The sequence below is a fragment of the Rhodococcus sp. IEGM 1318 genome, assembly GCF_033142465.1.
GTDB lineage: Bacteria > Actinomycetota > Actinomycetes > Mycobacteriales > Mycobacteriaceae > Rhodococcus_F > Rhodococcus_F qingshengii_B.
Genome location: NZ_JAWLSC010000002.1, coordinates 188515 through 204741, shown reverse-complemented (window position 1 = coordinate 204741; position 16227 = coordinate 188515). Strand labels below are relative to the sequence as shown.

The following is a 16227-nucleotide window of genomic DNA, read 5'->3' as shown; positions in this document are numbered from 1 at the left end:
GACGGACTTGATGTTTACACATCACATAAATATGTAACACTAGTGTCTATGAGCACCGAAAAGTCTGCCTTGCAACCGCCGATGCAGTGGGACGCCTGGGGCGATCCGGCCAAGAAGCGTGAACTGTCGGACGCAGTCACATCCTTGTTGACCGGATTTCTCGGCGTCTCCGCACCGACTCGATCGCGTCTCGCCATCGAAGACGTTCAGGTGATGCCGTCCTCCCTGGCGCAGTCGCACGTCAAGGCGTTGGCAGAGCTCGTCGGGGCCGAGTACGTCAGCACCGAGGATTCGGATCGAATCCTTCGAGCGGGAGGTAAGAGCACCCCGGATCTGCTTCGCCGTCGTAGCGCCGAGCCGCAGGATGCCCCCGACGCAATCGTCACTCCAGGGGCGGACGCAGAGGTCGAGCAGGTTCTCCGATACTGCTCTGCCAACCGGATCGCAGTGGTCCCGTTCGGTGGTGGCACCAGCGTCGTCGGCGGGCTCGATCCCATCCGCGCCGGGTTCGACGCAGTTCTTTCTCTCGATCTGCGTCGGTTCGATCAACTCGTCGGGTTGGATGAGGAGTCGGGCATCGCGACGTTCGGCGGCGGAACCACCGGCCCACGCGCCGAGGAGCTACTGCGTGAGTACGGCTTCTCGGTCGGGCACTTTCCGCAGAGCTTCCTGTTCGCCACTCTGGGCGGGTTTGCCGCTACCCGATCGTCGGGACAGGCGTCGGCTGGATACGGACGCTTCGAGGACATGGTCCAGGGCCTCACCGTCGTCACCCCGAGTGGTGTGGTCGAGACCGGGCGCGCGCCGGCATCCGCCGCCGGCCCCGACCTGGGTGAGCTCTTTGTCGGCTCCGAGGGCACCTTCGGCGTCATCACGCACGTGCGTGTGCGGGTTCACCGCCTGCCCGAGACCACCGTGCGCGAGGGATGGAGCTTCCCCGACTTTGCCACCGGCGCAGCAGCATTGCGTGAGCTTGTCCAGGAAGGATCGGCTCCGACCGTACTGCGGTTGTCCGACGAGGCCGAGAGTGGCGTGAATCTGGCGACCACCGACAAGATCGGCGAGAACGCCTTCACCGGTGGGTGCCTCGGCATCACCACCTACGAGGGCACAGCTTCGCACACCGCTGAGCGGATGGCAGAGGCCCGCGCGATTCTCACCGCACACGGCGGAATGTCGCTCGGCGAAGAGCCCGGAAACAGTTGGGAACATGGACGATTCGATGCACCGTATCTGCGTGACGCCTTGCTCGACGTCGGAGCTCTGTGCGAAACCCTCGAGACGGCAACCACCTGGGGTAACCTCGCGAATCTGCGCACCTCGGTCACCGATGCACTGACGAAGGCTCTCGTCGAGCAGGGTACTCAGCCGCTCGTGATGTGCCACATTTCGCACACGTACAAGACCGGCGCTTCGTTGTACTTCACCGTGGTCAGCGCGCAGACCGAGGATCCGATCGCTCAGTGGCACAAGGCGAAGACTGCCGCGGGCGATGCGATCATCGCGGCCGGTGGCACGATCACCCATCACCACGCCGTCGGCGCTGATCACCGCCCGTGGATGAAGGACGAGATCGGTGAATTGGGCGCGAACATCCTTCGCGCGGTAAAGAATGCAGTGGACCCTGCCGGCATCCTCAATCCTGGAAAGCTGATTCCGTGACCGAAACCCGCAGTCAGATCGAGAAGGTTACCGTCCTGATCAATCCGATGGCGGGACATGGTCACGCGCCTGCGGCAGGACGCAAAGGTGTTGCGCGGCTGCGTGCTCGGGGAGTTGCCGTCACCGAGATCATCGGAACGGACGCCGACGACGCCAAGAAGTTGGCGCGTCGTGCGATCGAGGAGGGTACCGACGCACTCGTGGTTGTCGGCGGCGACGGTGCCATCAGTATCGGACTGCAGGCCGCCGCGTTGACTGATACGCCCATCGGGCTCATCCCGGCAGGCACCGGCAACGATCACGCCCGTGAGTTCGGTATTCCCACAGGCGATCCCGAAGCAGCAGCCGATGTGATCGCAGATGGTGTCGTGCAGCAGTCAGATCTGGCGAAGATCACGCTGGCCGACGGTTCCGTCGTCTGGTCGGGAACCATCATCGCCAGCGGATTCGACTCGCTGGTCAGCGAGCGGGCCAATCGGATGTCCTGGCCCAAAGGGCCGATGCGCTACAACCTTGCAATGCTCGCCGAGTTGGCGAAGATGAAGCCGTTGCCGTACCGGATCGAACTCGACGACGAGGTCATCACGGTGGACGCGACGCTCGTGGCTGTGGGCAACGGCCGCTCGTACGGCGGCGGCATGCTCATCACTCCAGGCGCGTCGAAGTCGGACGGGTTGTTGGATCTGACCGTCGTCGGGCATGGTTCGAGGCTTCGTCTGGTGCGCCTGTTTCCGCGGGTGTACAAGGGAACTCACATTTCCTTGGATGCGGTGCAGACGTACCGATCGAAGAAGGTCCGGTTGGTCTCCGAGGGCATCATCGCTTACGCGGACGGCGATCGGGTGGGGCCGTTGCCGATCACGATCGAGGCAGTTCCCACTGCGCTCAACATCTTGACGCACACGCGAATCTGAGTCGGTTCTGCCGGTCACGCGGTAGCGGTGGTGTCAGACTTCTCGGATGAACGAATCGACGAAGTCGGTGCACCGCCGCACTGCGTGGACGTCGGATCGATGGCAGCTCATCACCGACATCCTCCTGCTGCCGACATGTTCGCAGTCGGCCGGCGTGAAGGTCTGAGCAGTTCAGGCGCTGTGCAGCGTCAGGACGGTGATCTCGCTCGGTGCGAACACTCGGAATGGTGGACCCCAGAACCCGGTCCCGTTGCTTGTGTACAACTGCGTGCGGTCGCCGTGACGGGTGAGCCCGTGCACCGACGGTTGATCGAGTTTGACCAGAAGGTTGAAAGGCCAGATCTGTCCGCCGTGTGTATGACCGGCGAGCTGCAGATCCACTCCCGCGGAAGCGGACTGGGTTACCTGCTTCGGTTGATGGGCGAGCATCAGGATCGGCAATTCGGGGTCGGTGCCGGCAAGGGCCATATCGAAGTTCGCGCCGTGCCCGTCGAGTTTCGATCCCAGAGCGGTGGCGTCGTCGACTCCGGCGATGACCAGGTTGTCACCGCCCTTGGCGACGACGAGGTGCCGGTTGTGCAGGGCATCCCAGCCGATCGAGGTCATGTAGTCGAGCCACTCCTGAGCCTCGTGGAAGTACTCGTGATTGCCGGTGACGTAGACACGAGCGAGTCTGGCTTCCACCGACGCGAGTGGGGTGGTTTGGCCGAGGCGCTGCTCCACCGTTCCGTCGGCAATGTCACCGACGTGGGCCACGATGTCGGCATCGAGTTCGTTGACTGCCGCGATGACGCGCGCGGACCACTTCTCGCGATTGATCGGCCCGAAATGGGTGTCGGTAATTGCGACTACCCGAAGCTTGTCCATCCCCGCACCGAGGCGAGGGATGGTGACGTCGACGTGCTTGACCCGTGGCAGCCGCAGGGCTTCCCGATAGCCCCAGACCAGCAGAACGGCCGAGATGATCAGCGCCGCAACGGCGACAATTCTCGACCGAAGCGGATCCTCCACGCCCCCGAAGAGGAGTCCGAGTCGCAGGACTTCGCCGAGCAGCGTCCACACGAACACGACCCAGACGATTCCGAGGAGCGCATCGCCGACCATGCGAATGGGATCACGATCGGTGTGGCCATGGCTGATCACCATCGAGGCAGGCAGGGTGATCAGGAGGGCGGCAAACAGAACGGTGCCGAACACTGTGACAGCCGTCGGCCAGTCCGGCCGGATGAACAAACTCCACCAGGGGTACACGAACAGTAGGGCCAAGATCGACGCGACAATCGCGGAAATGGCTACGATCCGCAACGGGCTGCGGTGCGGAGCTTGGACGACGTCGGTCGCCTGGGGTGTAGTCACTCCGTCCAGAGTAAAGGTCCACTTTCTATTAACAAGTGGACGCCGGTCCGCTATTCGCTTGTCGGTGTCTTCGGCTAGTTTCCTGATGTTGAACTTGGTCCGAGCTCAGGTGGGTGGCACATGGAGAAGTACGACGTCAAAAAGGCCTACAAGGATCTCTATTCGCCCGGCCGTCGCGATTTTGCCTTCGTGACTGTCCCGCGCTTCGGCTACTTCGCCGTCGACGGTCACGGCGATCCCAACACTGCCTCCGAGTACTCCGAGGCGCTCGAATCGCTGTATTCGGTGTCCTACGCGACCAAATTCGCGAGCAAGAAGGAACTGGATCGCGACTTCGTCGTTGGCCCGCTGGAAGGGTTGTGGCGGGCAGATGACCCCGAGGTGTTCGTGACGCGGGACAAGGCGTCGTGGGATTGGACGATGATGATCTCGCAACCGGAGTGGATCACGGAGACCGAACTGTCTGCGTCGATTGACGCAGTCCGGGCCAAGGCAGTCCGGGCCAAGAAGGACATTGCCGCTCTCGACAAGGTCAGGTTTCTCGAGTTGGAGGAAGGCCTGTCCGCCCAGATTCTTCACGTCGGCTCGTACGACGACGAAGCTCCCACCCTGGACCGGCTTCACAACACGTTCATCCCGTCGAACGGCCTGAGCTTCAACGGCGATCATCACGAGATCTACCTCAGCGACGCTCGCCGGACGCCGCCCGAGAAACTGAAGACGGTTCTGCGTCAGCCTGTTTCGAGGTCGTGACTGCGTTCGAGGTGGTGATTAGGGCTCGAGGCCGCGCAAATTCTCGAGGTCGCGTCGCTCACGCTTGGTCGGTCTGCCGGCGCCGCGATCACGTCGCGGGATGGACGCGATCAGTTCGGGAGGCGGTGGGGGTGGTGAATTATCCTGCAGGCAATCGGCGGCCAGTACGGCGCTGACTCGTTTCGTGATCGGCTTGACTACTACGACGATGCGCTCGATGCCGGATACACGCACCCGTACCTCGTCGCCGGCTTTCACCTGCTGAGCCGCTTTTGCCGACGTTCCGTTGACCCGAACATGTCCTGATCGGCATGCGGTCGCCGCCTGCGAGCGTGTCTTGAATAGTCGAACGGCCCACGTCCAGCTGTCCACGCGGACACTGATCGCGTCGGAGGGAAGTTGGGCTGGCACGCTCTCCAGCCTACCGATGCAGACTCAAAGATCCTGTGTGCGGATACCCGAGTATGCGCGCGGTGCGTACTGCAGACGTCGGGGAAGTAGATGCCAGAACCGATCGGTCAGTGTCAGGAAGCGGGCGAACCAGAAGTACATTCGTTCGTCGCGCGGCGTCCATTCCCATCCGAGGGTTTCGCGCGCCTTCTCCGGCATCAGTGCCTTGCTGATCCAGTCCGCCACGGCCATCGTGGGGCGTGAGGTGAGACGCCACAGCCACGTCGGAACCTTCGGAGCCGGTGCGATGTCGTGTTCGGCGATGCGCGTCGACCATTTTGTGGTGTGGGTGTTGATCAGATGGTTGTCGAGCATGTCTTCCCAATACGTGCGGAAGCTGGCGTAGTCGTCGAAAGCCGGTCGATCGGAGAGGCCGTAACAGCGCCACCAGGTTACGGCCTCACGGACAAGCTGGTCCTTCTGCTCCGGTGTGAACTTCTTGTACGCGAATCGCTCGTTGAAATCGAGAATCACCTCGAAGAACGTGACGTGTGTCCACCAGAAGGTGTCGGGTGCCAGAGCGTGGTATCGCCCACCGGTTTCGTCGATCCCTTTGAGTTCGGTGTGGAAGTTGCGGACTACTGCGCCTGTGCCCTCTTCGGTCCGGTCGTACACGACGCCGTAGATGGGAGGCAGTGAGCGGAACAGGCGGTCGAGCGGGTTGTCGAAGAAGTTCGAATGATCTTGCAGTGCTCCACTTACCGCGGGGTGCATGTTCTGCAGCGTGCCTGCGCGTCCGAGATACAGTAGGCCGCGAATGTCGCCGAAGTGCGTCCACGTCAGGGAACCGGGGCCGATCGGATCGGCTCGTAGTTTCCGAGGCTCCTGTAGTTCCCGGGGCTTCGGTACTTCCCCGGGCATCGGCCGACGAGTGCCGGTGTCCGCATCGCTGCTCATTTGGTTGGCCCTCCGTCTGCGCTCGTGTGACAACGGCTGTTGTCACACGATGACTTTTGCTGCACCACGCGAATTTGTCAATGGATTCGGCAAGATCTGCCCGAGAACAACTCCGGCCCCTCACCTGCAACAGGTGAGGGGCCGGAAGAGTGAAGCGGTCGGACTCAGGCGTATTCGTAGAAGCCGTGACCGGTCTTCTTGCCGAGGCGACCGGCGTCGACCATGCGGCGAAGCAGTGCGGGCGGAGCGTAGTGCGGTTCTGCGAATTCCGCGTACAGAGATTCCGCCGCTGCGAGAGCGATGTCGAGACCGACGGTGTCGAGGAGCGTCAGTGGGCCCATCGGGTAGCCGCAGCCACCCTTCATTGCCTCGTCGATATCTTCTGCTGTGGCGTAACCGGATTCGAGCATCCGGACGGCCTGGCACAGGTACGGGATGAGCAGAGCGTTGACGATGAAGCCCGAACGGTCGCCCGCGCGAACCGTCTTCTTACGCAGGGTGTTCTTTGCGTAGTCGGTGACGGCGAGGACGGTCTCTTCGGACGTCGTGAGGCTTACCACGATCTCCACGAGCGGCATGACCGGCACGGGGTTGAAGAAGTGAACGCCCACAACCTGGCCGGGGCGCGAGGTGGCCTTGGCGATCTTGATGACGGGGATCGACGAGGTGTTGGTCGCCAGAATGCCTGCAGGCTTGACGATCTTGTCGAGCTTTCCGAAGATCTCGTACTTGAGAGCTTCGATCTCGGGAGCCGCCTCGATCACCAGATCGCGATCGGCGAACTCTTCGATGTCCAGGGTGACGCGAACGCGTGCGATGGCGGCGTCGGCGTCTTCCTGGGTGATCTTGCCCTTGGCTACGCCGCGGTTGATCGACTTGGCGATCCGCTCGCGAGCGGCGGCCGCAAATTCTTCTTTGGTTTCGAGCACCAGTACCGAGCTACCGGCTTTTGCACAAACTTCGGCAATACCGGCACCCATGGTGCCGCCGCCGATTACGCCTACAAGTTCCACGATTCTCCTCAAGATTCTTCAGACAGGGGGCAAGCCCCCGTGCGCGGTTAAGGAGTCTATGGACTGCTTAACCGCGCACGGGGCCGGAGGCCCTACTTCAGTAGCGCACGCGACATCACGACGCGCTGAATCTGATTGGTGCCTTCGTAGATCTGCGTGATCTTGGCGTCGCGCATCATGCGCTCGACCGGGAAGTCGGTGGTGTAGCCGGCGCCACCGAACAGTTGCACGGCGTCGGTGGTGACCTCCATGGCAACGTCCGAAGCGAAGCACTTGGCGGCAGCGGAGATGAAGCCGAGGTTCTTCTCGCCGCGCTCGGCGCGGGCAGCGGAGGTGTAGACCATCAGACGTGCGGCTTCGACCTTCATCGCCATGTCGGCGAGCATGAACTGAACAGCCTGGAAGTCGCTGATGGACTTGCCGAACTGCTTACGGTCCTTGGTGTATGCCAGTGCGGCGTCGAGTGCGCCCTGGGCCAGGCCGACGGCCTGTGCGCCGATGGTGGGACGCGTGTGGTCGAGGGTCTCGAGAGCCGTCTTGAAGCCGGTGCCAGGTTCGCCGATGATGCGGTCGCCGGGGATGCGGCAGTTCTCGAAGTACAGCTCGGCGGTGGGGGAGCCCTTGATACCGAGCTTCTTTTCCTTCGGTCCGACGACAAAGCCCTCGTCGTCCTTGTGGACCATGAAGGAGGAGATGCCGTTGGCACCCTTGTCGGGATCGGTGACAGCCATGACGGTGTACCAGGTGGACTTGCCGCCGTTGGTGATCCAGCACTTGGAGCCGTTGAGGATCCAGTCGTCGCCGTCAGCCTTTGCGCGGGTACGCATCGAGGCAGCGTCGGATCCGGCTTCACGCTCGGACAGTGCGTACGACGCCATTCCGCCGTTGACGAGGTCCGGGAGAACCTTGGACTTGAGCTCTTCGGAACCCTTGAGGATCAGGCCCATGGTGCCGAGCTTGTTCACGGCGGGGATCAGCGAGGAGGAACCGCAGACGCGGGCAACTTCCTCGATGACGATGCAGGTGGCGACGGAATCGGCGCCCTGGCCGTCGTAAGCCTCGGGGACGTGGATGGCGTTGAAGCCCGACGCGTTGAGGGCGGTGAGAGCTTCCTCGGGGAACCGTGCGTTCTCGTCGACGTCCTTGGCGTACGGCGCGATTTCCTTCTCGGAGAGTCCGCGGATAGCGGCCCGCAGTTCGTCGTGCTCTTCGTTCAGTGCGAAGAGATTGAAATCCGGGTTTCCTGCCATGGGAACGCTCCTTGGTGAAGGTGGCTTGAAGGCGGTCGGTGTGGCTCCGGCGTTACCAGCGAGATTCGCGGACAGACCGGTGCCAATGACCCCAGTCAAACACGGCACTGAGTGCCAGGTCAAGGGATGGGCGTGTGAAGTTTCGGTGCACGAAGAGTGTCAGCCGAGTTGTTCGTGGATCTTTCTGCTGATCTCCTCGGCGGGAGTGCCCGGGGTGAACGCTACTACCAGCACAGACTTCGATTCTGGCGTGCTGGTCTTGGACCCGGGGGCCACGCCGTACGTCCGCCGAACGTCGAGAAGCGCCTGGCTCAGCGCTTCGGCTGTGGCGTCCTCGTCGCCCTTGATCATGCTTCGCAAGAGGTAGTTGTGGCACGCGGTGACAGCTGCGGCAAAACCGACAACCTCGAGGACGGGTTCGCGGGGAACAGCGCTGCGCAAGTAGTCGACGAAGAGGCGCTCGTAGCGGAATCCGGTGACCAGCTCGCGGTCGCGTAGAGCCGGGACATGCTGTACGACGCGGTATCGCCGCATCGACAGGTCACGGTTGCGTCGGAAGAAATCGAAGACGAGTCCGGCTGCCTCGCACACGGACGCCCAGGGGTCGGCGGATTCGGACGCCAGGAACTCGGCTACGTGTTCGAGGAGGGATTCGTGATCGGCGAAGATCACGTCTTCCTTGGATCGGAACTGTCGGAAGAACGTCCGACGCGAGACGCCGGCGGCAGCGGCGATCTGCTCGACTGTGGTGGCTTCGTACCCGTTCTCCGAGAACAATCGAATCGCTTGAGACGCGACGTGCACCCGAAAGTGTGCGGGGTCAGTTCCGGGCAAGTCTGCGCGTTCACTCATGGGGACAAGTATTGCGCCTGTGGGGACCATCCCGGTGTGACGGGCAGGATCGAGGTGCCGGGCAGTCCTGTCTCAACGGTGTGCGGTGGATGTGAATTGGTAGGTTGCCGCCTCGACGATCTCCTTGGGGGAGATAGCGATCTCCTCGTTCAACCAAGCGGTGACCAGCTCGGCGAGGCCGCCTACAAAGAGCAGTCCGTTGATCTGACCTTGACGAGGTGGCCACGCTCGGTCGCCGTACATTCGTGTGGCTTCGTCCGCGACCATCTGAGCGAAGCCGTGCAGTACTGCACGTCGGTGTGTACGAAGGGGTTCGTATGCAGCGGATTCGATCATTGCTACACGGCCCTTGCGGGGATCGTCGGTGAGGATGGTGACAAACGACGCGATGGCATCTCGTACGCGCTGCTCGAGCGTCCCGTCGCTCGCTCGCAGTGCGGCCAGGCCGGCGTCGCGGACTTCGTCGGCAATCCTGTCCAGGATCTTTTCCAGCAATTCGTCTCTGCTGGAGAAACTTTCGTAAAAGTATCGTTCCGTCAACTTTGCCTGAGCGCAGATAGCGGTCATCGTGGCGCCGCGATTGCCTGCGGCCGCGAATATTTCCATCCCTGCCTCGAGCAAGCTCTCGCGCCGCAGTGCCGAGCGCTGATCGCCGCTCAGGCCGGCATATCGACGCGAGGTAGGAGGAGTCATAGGTCGATATTGACAGAGGCATCAGTGTGACGCAGACTACTGTCAATCTGACAGGAGCCACTGTCAGATTGAGCGAGAGTAGAGGTCGCAGTGCCCAAGATCCTGGCTCGTCCCCCGATGAACTCGCCGCTGCACCCGATTTCGGGTCGTTCCGGGCTGCCCCTGGTCGGGCATGCGCTGGCATACATTCGCGATCCACTCGCTCTGATGCAGGAGAACTGGGATCGATTCGGCGAGGTGTCCTGGTTCTCCATGGTCGGTCGGCGATGGATCGCTGTACTCGGGCCTGACGCGTGTCAGGAGGTGCTGCAGAACAAAGATCGGGCTTTCGTCAACAGCGACGGCTGGTCGGTGCTGATCGGCCCCTTCTTTCACGGTGGGTTGATGCTGCTCGATTCCGAAGAACATCTACGACACCGTCGAATCATGCAGCAGGCGTTCACTCGATCACGACTCGAGAAGTCTGTCGACGTTCTCAACCCGGCAATCGACTCGGCGCTCGACGCATGGTCTCCCGCTGACGGATTCCGTGCCTATACGGCGCTGAAGACACTGACCCTCGATCTCGCCACCGACATTTTCATGGGCGGGGCGGAAGGAAGCACCGAGAGCGAAATATCTTCGGTGAAGAAGGCTTTCGTCGATTGTGTCCAGGCAGCAACGTCTCTGGTTCGCTACCGCGTGCCGGGGACGCGATGGAAGCGAGGGCTCGACGGCCGCCGGGTCCTGGAAGACTTCTTCCGCCGTTACCTGCCGGCGCGTCGAGATCTCGAAACCGATGACCTGTTCTCCGTGCTCTGTCACATCGAATCCGAAGCGGGACAACGCTTCAGTGACGACGAAGTGATCGACCACATGATCTTCCTCCTGATGGCCGCACACGATACCTCGACCATCACCCTTTCCACGATGATGCAATACCTGGGTCAGCACCCAACGTGGCAGGACAAGTGCCGGACAGAATCGCTTGCTCTGGGGACCTCGATGCCGAGTTATGCAGATCTCGACGGGCTGAGCAGTCTTGATCTGGTGATGAAGGAATGCCTCCGACTCGTCTCTCCCGTACCGGTCATGGCGCGGCGAGCGGTCCGCGACACCCAAGTGCGGGGTCGCTTCGTACCGGCTGGAACGTATGCCGCCGTCGCCCCTCATTTCACACACCACATGTCGCAGTACTGGCCTGATCCCGAGCGTTTCGATCCCGAGCGCTTCGCCGAGAATCGACGCGAAGACAAGGTTCATCGATACGCGTGGGAGCCGTTCGGCGGTGGAGTGCACAAATGTCTCGGAATGCACTTCGCCGGCGCCGAGATCAAAGCAATCATGCATCACCTCCTCCTGCGCTTCGACTGGAACGTCGACGCCGATTACGTCGCCCCGCTCGACTTCACGTCCTTACCGTTCCCCTCCGACGGTCAACCTGTCGATCTGCGTCGGCGTTCCACTCCGGTGCGCTGAGCTTCTACGGCCGAGCTACTTCGACGCCCGCAGTTCGAACTTGAGGACCTTGCCGGTCGGGGTGCGAGGAAGGTCGAGGGGGAAGACGATGTCGCGGGGAATCTTGTACCCGGCCAGCAAGGTGCGGGTGTGCTCCACGATGTCTTCTGCGGAAGCCTGTAACCCTTTGCCCAGCACCACGAATGCTTTCGGACGCTCGCCCCACTTCTCGTCCGGAACGCCGACGACTGCCACGTCGATCACGGCGGGGTGGCTCATGATCGCCTGCTCCACCTCGACGGTGGAGATGTTCTCGCCGCCCGAGATGATGATGTCCTTCGCGCGGTCCTTGAGCTGGATGTAGCCGTCGGAATGCATGACGCCGAGATCCCCGGAATGGAACCAGCCACCGGCAAACGCTTCGGCAGTCGCGGCCTCGTCGCGGTAGTACCCCAGCATCACGTTGTTGCCGCGGAGCACGATCTCACCCATCGTCCGGCCATCAGCGGGAACGTCGTTCATCTCGGCATCGACAACGCGAGCATTCTCAGCCTGCACCATGCCGACTCCCTGGCGGGAGAGAAGTGCGGCGCGCTCGGACTGAGGCTTGTCGTCCCAGGCTTCCTGGTACTCGCAGATCGTGTACGGCCCGTAGACCTCGGTGAGCCCGTACACGTGGACGACGGTGACGCCGATGTCTTCGAGCTTTCCGATGATCGTCGGCGACGGGGGAGCGCCGGCGGTGGTGATGCGCAGGGCGTCGACCTTGTGGGCCTGCTCGGCATCGGCGATGGTCGAGCAGACGGTGGGGGCGCCGCACAGATGCGTCACGCCCAGATTGTCGATGGCGTCCCAGATCGCGTCGGCGCGGACCGCACGCAGGCAGATGTGTGTGCCCGCAGCCTGAGTGACGGCCCACGGTGTGCACCACCCGTTGCAGTGGAACATCGGAAGTGTCCACAGGTACTTCGTCGATCCGTCGAACCCGTTGTGGAAGGTCTCGCCGAGCGAGTTCAGGTATGCCCCGCGGTGGGAGTACATGACGCCCTTGGGCTTTCCGGTGGTGCCCGAAGTGTAGTTGATCGCGATGCACTGCTGCTCGTCGTCGACGCCCCAGTGCAGTTGCTGGTCGGCGAGTGCTTCGCCTTCGGCAATCAGATCGGCGTATTGCCCGGTGACGATTCCGGCGGGAACGTCCGGATACGGGACGGTGGAGTCCGGGATCTCGATGATCTCGCGCAGGCTCGCCACGTTTGTCTTGGACGAGGTGACCGAACCGACGAATTCGGAGTCGACGAACAGGATCGTGGTTCCCGAGTGATCGAGAATGTACTCGAGTTCGGGACCAGCGAGGCGTGAGTTCAGGGCGATCAGGACTCCGCCGGCGAGTGGGACGGCAAAATGCGCGAACAGCATCTCGGGAACGTTCGGAGCCAGATATGCAACGCGGTCACCGGGCTGAATGCGTTCACGAAGTACGCGGGCCAGCGATGCGACCTCGTCTCCGAACTCTCGGTACGAGTAGGTCCGGTCGCCGTGAACGACGGCGGTGCGATCGGGGAACACCGCAGCGCTGCGTTCGAGAAAGCGCAGCGGACTTAGCGGGGTGTTGTTGGCTGCGAGTGCTGTCGGTACAGACACGGGTTCCTCCGGAGGGGCGACGTGGGACGGCCGGATCACAGTAATTGTGATCGGCGCTACAAATGGTCTGGATGCACGCTATTGCTCAGCCACAGGTGCCGCTACCCTCTGAATTGGGTATGTGGGATGCCGGGAGGTGCGTGTGAGCAGGGTATTGAGGCCGAGCGACGACGACGCGTTGCGCGCCGAGCTGCGTCGACTACATCCACGGACCGAGTTGCCGGTTCTGTTCGGCGGTTGTGTCAGCGACCGGTCGCTCACCATCACCGGCCACGTCGGCACTCGCAGCAACATCCTGCGAAACCTGCAGATCGACGCCGAATGCGGACTCGGTGGCCGGGCGATCGCAGAACAACGACCGGGCGCGGTCCAGGACTACGCGAACTCGTCGCACATCACTCACGACTACGACTACGAAGTGGGCGCCGAAGCGATCGAATCCTTGATGGCAGTCCCGATCGTCGTACGCGGGGTTACTCGCGGAGCGATATACGGAGGACTGCGTGCCAACCTGCCGATCGGCGACGTGATCGCCGAGACGATGATGCGATCGTCGTACGCGTTGGCCCGCGAATTCGAGATCCGCGACGAAGTGGATCGGCGCGTGGCGATGCTCGATACCGCTGCCGTGGAACATGGTTCGAACCGCGACGCCCAGATATCCGAGGGATTGACCGAGAGCGTACTGGCACTCGGCGAGATCGCGGCGAACCTCGAGGACACGACTCTCAGCGCGCAGGTCCACGCCGTCGAGGCAAAGCTTCGGGCATTGGCCTCACCTATTCCCTCCGCGAACACTGCAGCAGCGAACGTCGTTGGCCTGTCGCCACGCGAGCGGGAGGTGATGGGGTACGTCGCTCTCGGACTACGGAATGCCGAGATCGCCGAGAGGTTGTCCCTGAGCGTCGAAACGATAAAGACGTACATGCGGAATCTGATGGGAAAACTCGACGTCCGCAGTCGTCACGAAGCGGTCGTGGAAGCGCGGCGGCAGGGTTTGATTCTGTGAGGGCTTGATTCTCTGATCGGTCCCGCCAAGCGGAATTTCGGAACTGCGTCGCCGTCCCGGTTGATATGACGGACCTCACTACCGGCAGAGTTCTACACGAGTGATGAGGGCATCGATGCAGGATTTGTTCGACAACAACGACATGACCGGTCTGGCCGAAGCAATCAAGAGCGGCGGCGTCTCCGCCAAGGAAGTCCTCGAGTTCAGCCTGGAGAGGCTCGACGAGCGCAACCCTGCAGTCAACGCAGTGATCAGTGAGCGGCGCGAGGAAGCGCGGAACGAGGTATCAGGCGGCCTGCCGGAAGGTCCACTGCATGGCGTCCCGTTCGTGATCAAAGACCTCGGCATGGACGTCGCAGGATTGCCGAGCACCAATGGATCTCGATTGTTCGCCGACGCTGTGGCAGAAAAAGATTCGACGCTCGTCGAGCGCTACCGTCAGGCTGGTCTGGTTGTCATCGGCAAGACGAACACCCCGGAGTTCGGCAAGAACGCGAGTACCGAACCTGCGCTGTTCGGGCCCACCCGCAACCCGTATGCACTTGATCGTTCGCCCGGTGGATCTTCGGGTGGCACCGCTGTAGCTGTTGCCGTCGGGATCGTGCCAGGCGGACATGCCAGCGACGGTGGTGGATCGATCCGTATTCCCGCGTCTGCCTGCGGCTTGGTAGGCCTCAAGCCAAGCCGCGGACGCACTCCGACGGCACCGGCGCGCACGCTCTTCTCGTCGCCGATGAGTGTTCATCACGCGCTCACCCGAAGTGTCCGCGACACTGCGCTGCTTCTCGATCTCTCCGCCGGACCGACTGTGGGCGATCCTTACGTGATCCTGGCGCCGAAGCGGCCGTACGTCGAGGAAGTGGGTGCGGATCCCGGGCGGTTGCGGATTGGTCTGAGCAACGTGCTGCCGGACGGCACTCCGGTTGATCCGGAGTGTGCGGCCGTCACAACCAGTGTCGCCGGCTTGCTCGAAGAACTCGGTCACGATGTCACCGAGGGTACCCCGAACTTTCCGCTCCATGCGCTTACTGCCGGCCTCTCCGTGTTGATGGGTGTTCCGATGACGATCGAGGTCGACGAACGACTCGAGGTCCTGAACCGCGCAATCCGCGACGACGACCTCGAGCCGATGGCCCGGATGATCTACGACCGCGCGAAGTCCGAAACTGCGACGAACGTCGTCACAGCGTTGCAGGAACTCGAGCGGGCAGCCCAGGTGATCGGTGCGTTCTTTGTCGATCACGACCTGTTGCTGACACCGACGATGGCTCGGCCGGCAGCTCCGCTCGGTCTGCTCGATACGGCAAATCCCATGTCGATCTGGGAACACTCGGCCGGATACAGCGGTTTGACCAGTCCGTTCAACAGTTCCGGTCAGCCTGCGATTTCCTTGCCGATGGGGCACGACTCGGCCGGTGTGCCCGTCGGCGTGCAGTTGGTCGGCGCGTTCGGCCGTGAAGATTTGCTGATACAGGTGGCCTCGCAGCTCGAAACGGCCCGTCCGTGGTCCATTGCGCCGGTGTGGCCGCCGGTCCCGGTGTAGTCGCTCTCGGTTGTTCGAGCCGGGGAGGGCGTCAGGCGATGATGCGAATCGGCCACTGGCCGTTCACATCTGCCACGTCTCTCCCCTGGCTGAGAAGATACTGGGCGAAATCACGCTGGCGCTCGGCGTGCCAATCGGCCTGATCGACCATGAGATCGAGCCCCAAGATGTCAGGGAACCGCACGGCCAGCTCGCGGGCCAACGCTGCCGCTGCTTTGGCATCGGCCTCAGCCTCGTGGGCCGACTCGAGGGAAATCCCGTAGTGCTCGCACACGGCCGCGAGCGTTCGTTTTCCCTTGCGGAAGGTGTCCATGGCGCGATCGATCACGTACGGATCGATGACCAACCCCGGAACGAAGGCGGGCTTGCCGATGCGCAGACCCTCGGCATGCATGACCGTCAGATCATAGGACGCGTTGAACGCCACGACAGCGTGATCGCGCGCCCAGGAATTGTGCAGAGCCTCACGGATCTCTTCGTAGCCCTCGGAGTAGTTCTGGCCGTGTTGCGCCGCGAACTCGGTGCTGATGCCGTGAATGGCCGAGGCGCCGGCGGGGATGTCGACGCCGGGATCGAGTAGCCACGTGCGTGTTTCGACACTCGAACCGTCGATCACCGCGACGCAAGCACTGACGATACGAGCGGTCGACGGATCTCGTCCCGTGGTTTCGAGGTCGAACGCGCAGATCGGGCGATCGGACCAGCTACTCATCGGGGGCCTTTCGGTGCGGTACATCATGTCCGAATCACTATGCAC

General features: G+C 62.4%; 15 protein-coding genes. 6 read left to right on the top strand and 9 right to left on the bottom strand.

Annotated elements, in window-relative coordinates:
• Positions 1–81: 81 nt before the first annotated feature.
• Together R4P65_RS05180 and R4P65_RS05175 are read left to right on the top strand one after the other, a co-directional pair.
• Entirely contained in the window at positions 82–1662 is a 1581-nt protein-coding gene (locus R4P65_RS05180) for an FAD-binding oxidoreductase (protein WP_317826127.1), read from the top strand.
• Positions 1659–2576: a diacylglycerol kinase gene (locus tag R4P65_RS05175; RefSeq protein ID WP_317551968.1), complete on the top strand. Its 918-nt coding sequence runs from the start codon at positions 1659–1661 to the stop codon at positions 2574–2576. The genes R4P65_RS05180 and R4P65_RS05175 overlap by 4 nt, the downstream gene beginning before the upstream one ends.
• A gap of 171 nt (positions 2577–2747) precedes the next feature.
• On the opposite strand, the gene R4P65_RS05170 is transcribed toward R4P65_RS05175, so the two are convergent.
• Positions 2748–3932, bottom strand: a complete 1185-nt coding sequence (locus R4P65_RS05170) for a metallophosphoesterase (RefSeq protein ID WP_317825696.1) — start codon at positions 3930–3932, stop codon at positions 2748–2750.
• A gap of 120 nt (positions 3933–4052) precedes the next feature.
• Between R4P65_RS05170 and R4P65_RS05165 the strand changes: the two genes are divergently transcribed.
• Complete coding sequence (locus R4P65_RS05165) at positions 4053–4685, top strand: GyrI-like domain-containing protein (RefSeq protein WP_317825695.1); 633 nt, start codon at positions 4053–4055, stop codon at positions 4683–4685.
• 18 nt (positions 4686–4703) lie between these two features.
• Here the strand turns inward: R4P65_RS05165 and R4P65_RS05160 are convergent, their stop codons facing one another.
• The 6 genes from R4P65_RS05160 to R4P65_RS05135 all read right to left on the bottom strand — a co-directional run bounded on the left by R4P65_RS05160 (position 4704) and on the right by R4P65_RS05135 (position 9840).
• Complete coding sequence (locus R4P65_RS05160) at positions 4704–5096, bottom strand: RNA-binding S4 domain-containing protein (protein WP_317825694.1); 393 nt, start codon at positions 5094–5096, stop codon at positions 4704–4706.
• A gap of 24 nt (positions 5097–5120) precedes the next feature.
• Entirely contained in the window at positions 5121–6032 is a 912-nt protein-coding gene (locus R4P65_RS05155) for an oxygenase MpaB family protein (RefSeq protein WP_317825693.1), read from the bottom strand.
• 164 nt (positions 6033–6196) lie between these two features.
• Positions 6197–7045: a 3-hydroxybutyryl-CoA dehydrogenase gene (locus tag R4P65_RS05150; protein ID WP_317825692.1), complete on the bottom strand. Its 849-nt coding sequence runs from the start codon at positions 7043–7045 to the stop codon at positions 6197–6199.
• Positions 7046–7137: 92 nt separating this feature from the next.
• A complete protein-coding gene (locus tag R4P65_RS05145) occupies positions 7138–8295 on the bottom strand; it encodes an acyl-CoA dehydrogenase (RefSeq protein WP_003939784.1) in 1158 nt (385 codons plus the stop codon).
• Positions 8296–8454: 159 nt separating this feature from the next.
• Positions 8455–9147, bottom strand: a complete 693-nt coding sequence (locus R4P65_RS05140; protein WP_317825691.1) for a TetR family transcriptional regulator — start codon at positions 9145–9147, stop codon at positions 8455–8457.
• A 72-nt stretch (positions 9148–9219) separates the two neighbouring features.
• Positions 9220–9840 (bottom strand): TetR/AcrR family transcriptional regulator, encoded by a 621-nt coding sequence (locus R4P65_RS05135; protein ID WP_317825690.1) that lies wholly within the window; start codon positions 9838–9840, stop codon positions 9220–9222.
• Between the two features lie 90 nt (positions 9841–9930).
• On the opposite strand from R4P65_RS05135, the gene R4P65_RS05130 reads away from it, so the two are divergent.
• Positions 9931–11298, top strand: coding sequence for a cytochrome P450 (locus tag R4P65_RS05130; RefSeq protein ID WP_317825689.1), 1368 nt, complete (start codon positions 9931–9933; stop codon positions 11296–11298).
• A 15-nt stretch (positions 11299–11313) separates the two neighbouring features.
• Here the strand turns inward: R4P65_RS05130 and R4P65_RS05125 are convergent, their stop codons facing one another.
• Positions 11314–12918 carry an acyl--CoA ligase family protein gene (locus R4P65_RS05125; RefSeq protein WP_317825688.1) on the bottom strand — a complete coding sequence of 535 codons (1605 nt, stop codon included), beginning with the start codon at positions 12916–12918 and terminating at the stop codon, positions 11314–11316.
• A gap of 142 nt (positions 12919–13060) precedes the next feature.
• On the opposite strand from R4P65_RS05125, the gene R4P65_RS05120 reads away from it, so the two are divergent.
• A complete protein-coding gene (locus R4P65_RS05120; RefSeq protein ID WP_317825687.1) occupies positions 13061–13927 on the top strand; it encodes a response regulator transcription factor in 867 nt (288 codons plus the stop codon).
• A 115-nt stretch (positions 13928–14042) separates the two neighbouring features.
• Entirely contained in the window at positions 14043–15470 is a 1428-nt protein-coding gene (locus tag R4P65_RS05115) for an amidase (protein ID WP_317825686.1), read from the top strand.
• Positions 15471–15501: 31 nt separating this feature from the next.
• Here R4P65_RS05115 and R4P65_RS05110 read toward each other — a convergent pair whose 3' ends face one another.
• Positions 15502–16182 (bottom strand): 3'-5' exonuclease, encoded by a 681-nt coding sequence (locus R4P65_RS05110; RefSeq protein WP_230815402.1) that lies wholly within the window; start codon positions 16180–16182, stop codon positions 15502–15504.
• Between the last annotated feature and the right edge of the window lie 45 nt (positions 16183–16227).

Coding starts and splice junctions, on each gene's coding strand:
- R4P65_RS05155 (WP_317825693.1), bottom strand. CDS start 6,032: ATGAGCAGCGATGCGGACACCGGCACTCGTCGGCCGATGCCCGGGGAA.
- R4P65_RS05115 (WP_317825686.1), top strand. CDS start 14,043: ATGCAGGATTTGTTCGACAACAACGACATGACCGGTCTGGCCGAAGCA.
- R4P65_RS05165 (WP_317825695.1), top strand. CDS start 4,053: ATGGAGAAGTACGACGTCAAAAAGGCCTACAAGGATCTCTATTCGCCC.
- R4P65_RS05140 (WP_317825691.1), bottom strand. CDS start 9,147: ATGAGTGAACGCGCAGACTTGCCCGGAACTGACCCCGCACACTTTCGG.
- R4P65_RS05180 (WP_317826127.1), top strand. CDS start 82: ATGCAGTGGGACGCCTGGGGCGATCCGGCCAAGAAGCGTGAACTGTCG.
- R4P65_RS05110 (WP_230815402.1), bottom strand. CDS start 16,182: ATGAGTAGCTGGTCCGATCGCCCGATCTGCGCGTTCGACCTCGAAACC.
- R4P65_RS05145 (WP_003939784.1), bottom strand. CDS start 8,295: ATGGCAGGAAACCCGGATTTCAATCTCTTCGCACTGAACGAAGAGCAC.
- R4P65_RS05135 (WP_317825690.1), bottom strand. CDS start 9,840: ATGACTCCTCCTACCTCGCGTCGATATGCCGGCCTGAGCGGCGATCAG.